The organism is Anaerolineae bacterium, assembly GCA_016931895.1.
Classification (GTDB): Bacteria; Chloroflexota; Anaerolineae; order 4572-78; family J111; genus JAFGNV01.
The window spans coordinates 1-11,794 of sequence record JAFGDY010000213.1 but is presented as its reverse complement, the minus strand read 5'-3'; the positions used below and the strand labels follow the sequence as shown (position 1 = coordinate 11,794).

General features: G+C 50.9%; 6 protein-coding genes. All 6 read left to right on the top strand.

Annotated elements, in window-relative coordinates:
• Window positions 1-14: 14 nt before the first annotated feature.
• From JW953_15830 to JW953_15805, 6 genes are read left to right on the top strand one after another with little or no spacing between them, the layout of a single operon-like run.
• Window positions 15-1,052, top strand: a complete 1,038-nt coding sequence (locus tag JW953_15830; GenBank protein ID MBN1994168.1) for an SGNH/GDSL hydrolase family protein — start codon at window positions 15-17, stop codon at window positions 1,050-1,052.
• Window positions 1,049-3,073, top strand: coding sequence for a hypothetical protein (locus JW953_15825; protein ID MBN1994167.1), 2,025 nt, complete (start codon window positions 1,049-1,051; stop codon window positions 3,071-3,073). The genes JW953_15830 and JW953_15825 overlap by 4 nt, the downstream gene beginning before the upstream one ends.
• 18 nt (window positions 3,074-3,091) lie before the next feature.
• Window positions 3,092-5,932, top strand: coding sequence for a YfhO family protein (locus JW953_15820; protein MBN1994166.1), 2,841 nt, complete (start codon window positions 3,092-3,094; stop codon window positions 5,930-5,932).
• Window positions 5,925-7,793, top strand: coding sequence for a hypothetical protein (locus JW953_15815; protein ID MBN1994165.1), 1,869 nt, complete (start codon window positions 5,925-5,927; stop codon window positions 7,791-7,793). The genes JW953_15820 and JW953_15815 overlap by 8 nt, the downstream gene beginning before the upstream one ends.
• Entirely contained in the window at window positions 7,790-10,690 is a 2,901-nt protein-coding gene (locus JW953_15810; GenBank protein ID MBN1994164.1) for a YfhO family protein, read from the top strand. Before JW953_15815 ends, JW953_15810 begins: the two co-directional genes overlap by 4 nt.
• Window positions 10,690-11,712 carry an SGNH/GDSL hydrolase family protein gene (locus tag JW953_15805; protein MBN1994163.1) on the top strand — a complete coding sequence of 341 codons (1,023 nt, stop codon included), beginning with the start codon at window positions 10,690-10,692 and terminating at the stop codon, window positions 11,710-11,712. Before JW953_15810 ends, JW953_15805 begins: the two co-directional genes overlap by 1 nt.
• The last annotated feature ends 82 nt before the right edge of the window (window positions 11,713-11,794 follow it).

The window sequence follows — 11,794 nt, the reverse complement described above, 5'->3', positions numbered from 1 at the left end:
GGCGGACTGAATTCATGAGTTATTGGGTTGCTTATCTTCTACTTTTAGTTTTGGGCGTTGGTGGTTTGGCGATAGGGCTGGTTTATGTGTCTCGCGCTAAACCAACTCGCCCTATCCTGCAAAACGTTATCTTGATGATGCTGACCATCTTTCTGACCCTGATGGCAGTGGAATTTTACTTTAAAGTGTTTTTTGCCCAGCCTGACGCTTTGCCCACGCTGGCGGTGCAAAATTGGCATCAGCGGTATTACGAGGGCACCATAAACTCTTGGGGATATAGAGATGTAGAGTGGACGCCGGAACTGGTAGATAACAAGACCAAAGTGATGGTGGTGGGGGATTCGTTTGTGGAGGGAGTGGGCATTGAGAATCCGCAAGATCGTTTCCCGGACCAATTGGCCCAAAAACTTGGCCCTAAGTATGTAGTTTTAAATCTTGGTAAACGTAGGGCTAACACAGTTCAGGAAATTGAAGCCATTCTCAATTATCCCTATCCTCCCGATATTCTGGTCCTATCTTATTTTGTGAATGATATTGACGACGTGCGGTGGTGGTATAACACCGGCCGAGAATTGGGGCCGTCTGTGCCGCCGCTTCTCTCCCCCCTGGTCAGAAATTCCTACGCCTTCAATTTTCTGTATTGGCGATTATATCGTCTGTTGCAGGCCGGTCAGCCCGATGCCGAATGGTTGCATTTGCTTGGTTTATACAATAATCTCGAGGCCTGGTGGACACACCAACAAGACTTGCTCTCTATCTATGAAGGCGCAAAGTCTGAGCAGATTCCGTTCATGGTTATTGTTTTTCCAAGTATGAATCGCCCTGAAGAAAGTAAAGTGGTTACAGAACGTATTATAGCCCTCCTTGAGTCTTGGAATGTGCCGGTGCTGGATGTGGCCAATTTAATTCAGGGCATCCCTACGGATGAGCTGACTGCCAGCCCGGTTGACCCGCATCCCGGCGAACGGGTGCATGCCCTGGTCGCTGAAGCGTTGTATGATCTGTTTGTTGCACAAAAATTAGTCCAACCTGCCGAGGCCCGCCAAGAATGACCCCTGCCGTTGTTTCGTTCTCTGCCAAACCCAGATATTTTTGGGGATGGGTAGGGTTGGCCCTGGTGCTGCTTCTCTCCTGGTGGCTACGCGCCCGTTACCTGTGGGTTCAACCGTTAGATTATGATGAAGGGCACTGGCTGATGTTTGGCGCGTTAGTCAATGCCGGTCATCCGGCCTACACCGAAACCTTTGTTGGGATTCCACCCCTGGCTTTGTGGGCCATTCAACTGGGCGCCTTGCTTTTTGACGTAACCTTGGCGGTGCGCTATCCGATGATGTTTTTCAGTCTGTTAGGCATCATCGGTGTCTTCTGGTCATTTCAACCCTGGCAGAGTTGGCCGGGATTTTGGGCCGGTCTATTGGCTGCAGTGTTCCTATCCTTTAACACGCTCTATTTTCAAAATTCCGCCTCTCTTATGGCGGAAGTGCCGGCAGTAGCGCTGGCCGTCCTGTCACTGGCTATGGCCCGGCAATATGATGCCGATGGCAAACTGTTTTGGCTGGCCCTATCCGGCTTGACCTTTGCCTTGAGTTTGGCGCTAAAGATTTTTGTGATTTTTGTGCCATTGCTTATCGGTATTTTGGTGTTGCGGACTGCGCTAACCAGCCAAAGAAAAGCATTAGTTTCGGCAATTCGTTACTTGGCTGTGACCGGAGGGATTTGGCTGGCCGGGTTTGGGCTTGTTTTGGTTATCTTTGTGCTTATTTACGATCCCCTGGCCATGTACCAACAAGTATTCCGTTTCCGCATGGAGTTACGCCAGGTCTGGTCTCAGCAGATGAGTTTGCTGGACAATGTGGTCTGGGTAGGGCAAATGTGGCTGGCCGTGGCTCCGCTGGTGGTTGGCGCTATCTTGGGAAGCATTACTGGCTGGCGGCAGCGTCGTTTGGAGGTGGTACTCTGGTTGACCTGGTTGGGCCTGGCTACAGGTTTGCTCATTTGGCATATTCCCCTGCGAGACCGTTATGCCGTGCTGCTCGTTCCTCCGTTAGCCGTTTTAAGCGGCCTGGGGGTGGCTGATAGCCTTATCTGGTTGAATGGTCGGTTACAGCGTGTTCGCATTAAATATCTTGGCGGTGTGGTGACAGGGTTGCTCCTGCTGGGCCTTGTGGGGTGGGCGTTATGGACGCCGGTCAAAAGCGCGGCCTCCACCCCATCGCCGGACACGTTTCCGGGATTAAATCTGGATGCCGTGCAATATGTTTGGCAAAATACCCTGGCGGATGATTGCATTATCACCGACGACCAACGGTTTGCCTTTGCCGTAAAACGCTTGGTTCCGGCAGCCCTCTCAGAAACGTCCTGGGCGCGGATTATCACCGGCTGGCTAACCGCAGACGATATTGCCCGGCAAGTGCTTCAGCGCCATTGCCCGGCGGTGGTCTATTCTGACCGCCGTTTTCAACAGCAGTTGCCGGAACTACAGCTCCAATTACGAGAGTTGTATTTTTTTGAAATAACCTTTGGGGAAGATGTGATAGTTTACGTTGGTAATCGGCAGCTTAGTCGTCAACCCGACCTTTCTATCGGCAGTCAAATCGGTTCAGCCATTGTGCTGGAAGGCGTTGACCTTGACCCTCCATCACCCTGGCAGCCCGGTCAAAAAATCGGTTTAGCCGCTTACTGGACGGTCCTGGAACCTCCTGACCGGCCTTATAAAATTTTTGTGCAATTGCGTAACCAGGCTGGCCGGCCTGTTGCCAATGCCGACCATTTTCCCTTTCCCGCGCCGAAGGGTCAGCACCGGCTAAGGCTCAATATTGACACTCTGCAAAATTATGCCCCGGAGGATGCGGCCATTTATCCGGCTAAAGGCATGTGGCCCACCAATACTTGGGCTTCCGGCCTGCGAGTCAGAGAGATTATCTTGCTTGCCCTGCCTGCCGACCTGCCGGCAGGGCAGTACAAACTCTATATGGGCTTGTATGTTCCAGATACGGGCGAGCGGTTGATGGCGCAGGAACAGGGCGGGGCAAATGATTCTGTTTTTATCACGTCTGTTGAAATAGTTGATTAGAAAATATGTGTCGTTCAGATGAAATTTAAATTACAGGGCAAATGGCTCACTGCGGCCAGTTTATTACTATTGGCTTTACTTTCCTTTCTATTTTTGTGGCGGGTGGCCTTTAAGGGTGATATTCTCCTTTCCGCCGATATGCTGCTGCTCTATGAGCCCTGGCGCAGCGAACTGCCGGGAGCCAAAGCCGTTCCTATTTGGAACGAAAAAACCGCCGATCCGCTGTTCGACTCTTACGGCCTGGCAGTCTTCATTAAGGAAAGCTGGCGGCAGGGGCAGGTGCCCCTCTGGTATCCTTACGTAGGTCTCGGTTTGCCGATTGTGGGCCGGGCAATTGGGCAGGCGTTGTATCCGGTTAACAATATTTTATGGCAAATTATGGATGTGCCAACGGCCTTTGGCTGGTCTGCCATTCTCCATTTATTTTTGGCCGGTTGTTTTACCCATTTTTATATGCGAGAGTTGCAGGTGGGCCATTTTGGCAGTCTGGTGGCGGCTGTTAGTTTTTCTTACAGCAGCCATTTGATAACTTGGCTGGGCCTGCCCTTTACCTTTGACCCCATGGTCTGGATACCGTTGTTATTTTTGGGCCTGGAACGGAGTATGAACCGCCGCGATTGGCGTTGGAGCCTGCTGGGTGTTTCAGGCGTGGCCTTGCAGATACTCTCCGGCAGTTTGCAGTTGGCCTCTTATAGCCTGATCACTTTGGCCCTTTACGCAGTGGCCCGCTCTTTATTGGCCTGGCGGCAGCAACAAAATTGGCGGCAGGCAATCTACCCCTTGTTTTATACCGGCCTTATTTTTGGGTTGGGATGCGGCCTGGTCGCATTCCAGATTTTGTCAACCCTGGAACTGGTTTCTACCGGCATCACCCGTGCAGAAGTTGACACCTCACTCTACATCCCTCCTCGGAACTTGCTCCGGTTGTTGATGCCCGATGTGAGGGGCACGCCGGTAGACGGTCATGACCTCTCTTCTCTTGAGTTTGAGGCCTATCTCTATTTTGGCCTTTTACCTTTGTTTTTTCTGACTGCGTCTTTATTTTCCAAACGGGCGGCCATAGCCCGCATTCTATTTGGGATTGGCCTGTTGTATCTGTTGGTCATTTACAATGTGCCGCCCTTTTATCAGATTTTTCGTTACGTTTATCCGGCTTTTTCCTCCCTCGGTTTCTATCGCTCTTTGTATGCCCTTACGTTTCTATGGGCCGCTGCCGCCGGAATTGGCGCCGATTGGCTTTTAACCGAGCGACCCCAACAATTCTTAAAGCGGTTGGTTGGGGCCGGTTCATTCATCGGTGCTGTTGCCCTGTTGGTTACCCTGTATCTGGCCTTTATTTCCAAATATCAGGCCCGCCATTTTTGGAATTTGCCCCTTCCGCCTGACAAGATACCAAGTTTAGATTATTATTTTGCCAACCTGCTTTTATTTTTATTCTTTTTTGGCCTAACCCTAAGCCTGCTTTGGTTATGGGCGACAGCCAGATTGTCAAAAACTTTTTTTATGAGCGCGGCTGTCCTATTACTGGTACTGGACCTTTTTCTGGCCCATCTTGATTTCACCCCAACCTTTCCTAAACGGATGCTAACCCATCCTCCCCCCAGTTTGGTCAACCTGCAACAATTGGCCGCCCAAGAGAGCGAGCCGTTTCGCGTCTCCGGGGTGAGGAATATGCTGCCTTCCGATACAACCGGCATGTATGGTATTGCCTCAGTGCAGATACATGATTCTTTTTTATCTGCCCGATTCAGTGATTATGCCAACTTGACCGGCTTGCGTGGCGCCGGACATTTTAGAGACATTATTTTTGAACCGGCCAGCAATGCCTTGCTTGACGCCCTTAATGTAAAGTATATCTATGCCTCTCGCCAGGTTTTAACGCAGGGTGATTGGTTTTCGGTGTTGGAGAGGATGGGCCAGCCCCAGGTGATTTCCGAACATCCCCAAGCGGGTCAGGTGAAATATTGGAATATTGGCGATTGGACTCAGCCGGTGCTATTTGCTCCTACCAACAGTATCTTAAGTTATCCAGGTATGCTGCCGTATCCGGCCACCCTGGAAACCGCCATTGCCGTTGACCCTCTGGCCCCGGTTCAGGGCAGCATAACCTTTGCCATCTACGTTACCCGGCCCGGCCAGGAACCTGGTTCCCCTCTTTTTTCCGAACGTTTGGAAGCCCAAGATAGCCAGGCAACGTGGCGGCCGGTAGTGGTAGATTTGGCCGATTTTGCGCAGCAGGAAGTTATGATTTCCCTGGTCACCTCCTCCAACGATGGCCAGGTGATTCCCGGCGGTTGGGCCGACCCACTGATTACCGACAGTTCCAAATTTGAACAGGTATATTATGGCGTCAACAGTATTTACCGGAATAAAAAATCTTTACCCAGAGCCTGGGTAGTTCATCAAGTTATACCTGTGGCTAACGCGGCTGAAGCAAAAGAACGATTGGCCGCGTCAGACTTTGACCCCACCTGCGAGGCCGTTATTGAGGGTGAACTGCCTCAATCCGTCCAATCTTCAGACGTGATGGAAATACCTCATTTTGTGGAGTATGCTCCCAACGCGGTCAAAATGGAAGTGGCTATGAGTACCCCCGGCTTGCTGGTGTTATCCGGCTTTTACTATCCCGGCTGGTCCGTTTACGTGGATAACGTGCCGCAGCCTCTCTATGTCACAAATTTAGTTATGCGCGGCGTTTACCTGCCTGCCGGAAATCATCAGGTTGAATTTGTCTATGAGCCGTTTTCGTTGACCGTAGGTTTGTACATCAGCCTGGGAACCATTATACTGTTGGCTGTTTTGTTGGGGCTGGATTGGAGATTCAGGCGGTTGTCACGTGAGAATCAATGCAATGAATAAACAGTTTGGAAACAGGTTTCATTTGCCTTCCGAGATTTTATGGCTTCTCTTGATTATTGGGGTTGCCAGTTTTTTTGGATGGCGTATATCCCAGGCCCGGCATACGCCCAACTTACTAACCAACCCTGATTTTGCGCAGGCTGATACGGCATGGCAAATTGTGGCTGTGGGGGAGGCCCAAGCTGTTCCCAAACCCGCTACTGTTGATCGCAATAACCCCATTCTAGAATTGACCATACCCGATACCGTCGAAGGGAGTGGTGCCGGCGTTGGACAAAGATTGGCCATTATCTCTCTTCATCGCTACAAATTTACGGCAAATTTTCGATTTGTCGACACCCCACCCGACTCAGTGCAAACACTGTTGCGCCTCTCACAATTCAATAGAGCCGGTGAACTAATCAAACAGGATGAAATCCTGAACCCACCCTCTCTTACCAGGGCAAAGAGCCAACCAGACTGGCATTCACTAACTCATACCCTCATCACTGATGGGCAGGCTGTGGAGATTGAATTGGGAGTAGGCTTTTTCAGTAGTGACGCGGCCAGGGTTGAAATTGATAGTGTTATGTTTCAGGTTTATCCTCCCTGGTTCAACGCAATTTTGGCTGATCCCGTGGCTGTGGGAGCGCTTTTAGTGATTGTCGGGCTTATTGGTTACAAATTGGGTCAAAATTTGTGGCCAATTCGGCGCAAGGTGATGGTTAATGGCGGGTTGATAATTGCTTCGCTGTTTCTGACCATTATGATGCTTGAAGTGGTGGTTAGATTTATCCCTATTCGTTTGGTTAGCTCTCATTGGCCGCGTGGTTACCACGTGCCTTTTGCCCATGGCCAAAGTTATCGCCTGGCAAAAAATTATCCTTCCCGGATAATCACCAATGAACATGGCGACCGGGTAGAGATTGTGAGCAATGCTCTGGGCGCAAGAGATATTGAAGTTCCTTCCCTCACAGATGAAACCTGGCTGGTGCTAATTTTGGGCGACTCGATGACTTTTGGCGTGGTGGGCAATGTTACAGAGAGTTGGCCCCGCCGCTTAGATGAGCAGGTAGCTGAAATTGGATCGGAGCCGGAGGTATATCATTTTATCAATGGCGGCGTGAGCGGCTATAACACTTTTCAAGAGGTGCTGTTGTTTGACGCCTTGCTCAAAGATATGGCGCAGCAAGGTCTCAAGCCCAAAGTAGCCCTTTTATCTTTCTTTTCCGAAATTTGGGGACGTAACCTTTATGGCCCGGCCGGTCGGTTTACGGTAATAAATGATGTGGTGATGTATAGCTCTCTACGACAGGCTATTGTCAACCTGCCTGAACGTTTGATTAAAGAGAAAGGCCTTGATACTCTGCTCCTGCCCGGCCCGGATTGCCTGCAAAGCCCGCACCAGGCTTTGCTTTCAAAGAGCAGACTTTATTTTTTGTTGTCTTTATTTCTAACGCTTCGTTTTGAGGATGATTGGGATGCTCGGCCTGAAAATGTTGATCCCGTAGCGGTGAACTATGAAGCCTTAAAAGCCTTCAAAACCATGGCCGAGACCAATGGTATCCAGCCGGTGGTGGTTTACCTGCCCAAACACGATACATTTGCCCCGGCAAATCTTGCCGGTCATCAGGAAATGATTGGGCAGATGGAAGATATTTGCCGGCGTTTGGATTTGCCATTGCTCAATCCTTATCACAATATGCAGCAACTTGGGGTCAATGGCGATAATGCAGGCGAAAAACTGACCCTGGGTTATGACAGCCACTATAGCGTGCAGGGCAATCTGCTCTACGCCAAAGCGTTAGCGCCATTAATGGTTGAGTATTTGGCGAAGATTCAGCAGTTACCAACAGCCGCGGAAACAGAAAGCAAACAATGAAATTTTTCAAGCGTCAATCTGCTTCCATGATGAGCGGCGTAAAAGAGAAGCGGTTACTCATCGGTAGTATGGCCTTGTTGGCCGGTCTACCCTTACTGTTCCTCTGGCGGGTGGTCTTCCAGGGCGATATTTTGCTCTCGCTCGACATGCTGCTTACCTACGAACCCTGGCGCAGCGAAATACCGGGTTCAATCGCCTTCCCCCTTTGGAATGAGTTGATGGCCGACCCGGTCCGCAAATTCTACCCGGTCGCGCTCTACATTCGAGAAAGTTGGCAAAACGGGCAAATCCCCTTTTGGTATCCTTACGCCGGCAACGGCATGCCTATTCTTTCAGCCGGTTATTTTCAGGTGCTGTATCCTCTTAACAACCTTCTCTGGCAAATTATGCCGGTGTACCACGCTTTTGGCTGGTCAACCATTCTCCACCTCTTCTTGGGTAGTCTCTTCACCGTTATGTTTATGCAAGAATTGGGAGTTAAAAATTTTGGCCGGATGGTGGCGGCTGTCTCTTTTACTTACAGCAGTAGCCTGGTTATTTGGCTGGGATTACCCTCTTCTTTAAGCACAATGGTCTGGCTGCCGTTTATCTTTTGGGCCGTGGAGCGGGCCATTGGCCGGCAAAATTGGCAATGGAGTTTGCTGGGCGCTTTTGGGGTGTTGATGCAAATTTTGGCCGGCCAGGTGCAGTTAGTGCTGTACACCTTTACGGCCTTGCTGCTTTACGCCTGTTGCCGGGCCGTCATCCTCTGGCAACAAGAGCGGAAACGGGGATGGACGGCTCTATCGCCGCTCATTTACGCGGCGCTGAGTTTGGCCGCCGGCAGCGCCCTGGGCGCTTTTCAGCTTTTGCCCCTGGCTGAATTGATCCCCACCATCCGGCGCAGCGAAGGAAATGTGGATTTATATAACTCCGCATGGGGGTTACTGCGCACTCTCATCCCGGATATCTGGGGCGCCAACATTGACGGCCTGACCATGCCCGGCTACCGTTTTGAAGTGTACCTGTACCTGGGACTCTTGCCCCTGTTTTTTATGATGGCTTCTCTTTTTTCCCCGCGGGCCTGGCTGGCGCGATGTTTGGTGGGGCTGGGCGTATTTTTCCTGCTGGTCATCTTTAACGTGCCGCCCTTCTTTCAACTTTTTTACTATCTTTATCCCACTTTTCCTACCCTGGGGCTGCTGCGCACTATGTTTATTATTGTTTTCTGGTGGGCTGTGGCCGCCGGGATTGGGGCGGATTGGTTATTATCATCCCGACCCTCGCGGGTTTTGCGTTTGCTCCTTACAGGAGGTCTGGTTTTAGGCGGCCTGGCTCTATTCTATTTGATGATGCTGGCCTTTTTATCCAAGTATCAAGACCGGCATTTTTGGAACTTGCCTGCTCTGCCGGAGTTTCAACCCTCGTTGTTGTATCATCTAAGCAGCGTGCTTTTTTCCCTGGTACTGCTGGCCGCAATACTGTTTCTGCTCTGGAGTTGGATCAGAGCGCGTATTTCACCCGCAATGTTTGTCACTCTTTCCATTGCTCTTATCATTTTTGATCTGTTTTTAGCCCACCTAGATTTTGCGCCCGTTCTGCCCAAACACTTGCTCTATCCGGTTACGCCCAGCCTTAGCTTTTTACAGCAAGAAGTTAAAAAAGAAACTCAACCCTTTCGCATATCAGGGGTAGGGAGAGTATTGTGGCCTAATACCGGCGGGGTTTTTTCCCTGCCGGTTGTTCAAGTTTACAATTCGTTTTTGTCTCAGCGTTATTTTGAATACGCCGAAGCCAGCGGCGCGCGCGCGCCCAGTAATCTGCGGGTCATCACCTATTATGCCCAGGCCAGCCGTTTGCTCGACGCCCTGAACGTGAAATATCTCTACACTCCCCGCGATCTGTTGGCCGCCGGAGACGGAATTTCTCTTTTGACCGAAGTTGAGCCGCCGCAAATTGAATCGGATTTTAGCGAGGCGGGACAGGTTTTTGAATGGGCCATCAACAATTGGTCTCAAGAAGTTCTTGTCGCGCCGGCGCCGTCGGTCGTTCACTATCACGGGGCGTTGCCCGGCCGGTTTCAATTGGAAACCGCTATTGCCGTTGACCCTCAATTTTGGCAAGCCGACGGTGTTCTATTTGAAATATACGCCACCCAACCCGGACAGCCGCCGGCTGCGCCTATTTTTTCTCAGGCGTTGCGCCCCCGCGAAAATCCTGATGACCGGCAATGGATTCCTGTTCAACTTGATTTATCGGCGTACGCCCAACAGCCTCTCGTTTTATCCTTTGTCACCAAACCCCAGGGCGCGCCCGGCTCGCGTGGCGGCTGGGCCAATCCCCTCCTGGTCAACGCCGAGCAATGGCAGTTGCTATATTACGGCCCCAACAGCATCTATGAAAATAAACAAGTTTTGCCGCGAGCCTGGGTTGTGCACCGGGTAACAACAGCCCCGCCCGGTAACCTGGCGGCGGTCAAGGCCCAACTGGCCCGGCCCGATTTTGACCCGGCGCTTGAGGCCGTTGTAGAAGGTCCCGCCCCGGCCATGCTTACTTCACCTTTGCCTGAAACTCCCGCGGCGGAGAAGGTCAATATTACCCGTTACCACCCTTCTCGGGTTGAGATTTCCGCCGAATTGGCGGAAGCCGGCCTGTTGATTTTATCGGATTTGTATTACCCCGGCTGGCAGGTGTACGTGGATGGTCAACTACGCTCGCTGTTGGCCGTTAATTTGGTAATGCGGGGAGTTTATCTTGAGCCGGGCCGGCATCAGGTGGTTTTTTCTTATGAGCCGCAGTCTTTCCGTTGGGGAATATATCTTGGCGTTGGCACGCTGGTGGGGATTGTGATAGCCCTGGTTGTGGCCGGCCTGTATAGGCACGCTCGCGCCAAACCGGCCCGGGAGAAAAATCCATAATGTATTGGCTTGTATTTATCTCGATTTTACTTTTAGGGCTGGGATTAATCGTTGGCGCTTTTTTGACCTATCGCCGCTGGTGGCCCTCTGAAACCCCGAAACGGCGTATTTTAGAAAATTTAACGCTGGGCCTCTTGGGCTTGTTTATCATTTTAATGATGGCCGAAATTTATTTTAAACTGTTTTTTGCCCAAACCGATGGCTACACTTTTGTTCTGGCGGCCCAAAACTGGCGCCAAAAGTACTGGCAGCCTATCAATTCGTTGGGGTATCGGGACCGGGAATGGACGCCTGAAGATGTTGCCGGCAAAACCAGGGTAATGGTTGTAGGCGACTCGTTTGTGGCCGGCACGGGCATCAAAAACTATGAAGACCGTTTTCCCAACCAACTGGCTAAATTGTTGGGGCCGGAATACGCGGTTTTTGTCGTGGCGTCGCCGGGCTGGTCCACTGAAAACGAAATCAAGGCCATGATTGACTACCCCCACGCCCCTGATATTTTGATTTTATCCTATTTTATCAACGACATTGAACAGGCGGCCTATAACCGGGGCTTTGAGCGGCCGGAGTTTGTGTCCAGGCCCACCGGAATTTGGGGCAGCCTGGTCAACAACTCTTACGCCTTGAATTTTCTCTACTGGCGTTGGTACCGTTTTACCCAACCGCCGCCCCGGCCCGATTATTTAACCTGGATCGCTTCTCTTTACCGGAATCCCGAATTATGGTGGCAGCATCGTCAAGAATTGTTCACCATTATCGAGGGCGCTCATGCCGAAAACATTCCTCTTTTGGTGGTGGTCTTTCCCAGCCTGGACGATGTTGAAAAAAGCCGTTCTATCACCCAAATTGTGGTTGATTTTTTTAGAGAACAAAACGTGCCGGTATTGGATATAAGCTCTCTTTTGGCCGGCCGGGATCCGGCTGAAACTACCACCAGTCCCCTTGATGCTCACCCCAATCAAGCAGTCAATCTGGAAATTGCCGGACAACTTTACCAAATGATCCGGGATATTAATAAATAGGGTGTGTTTCAAATCAGTTGAAGGAGTGCAGAATTCATTCTGCCTCTGCCAAAAAGCGGAATAAATTCCGCACTCCAGGGGT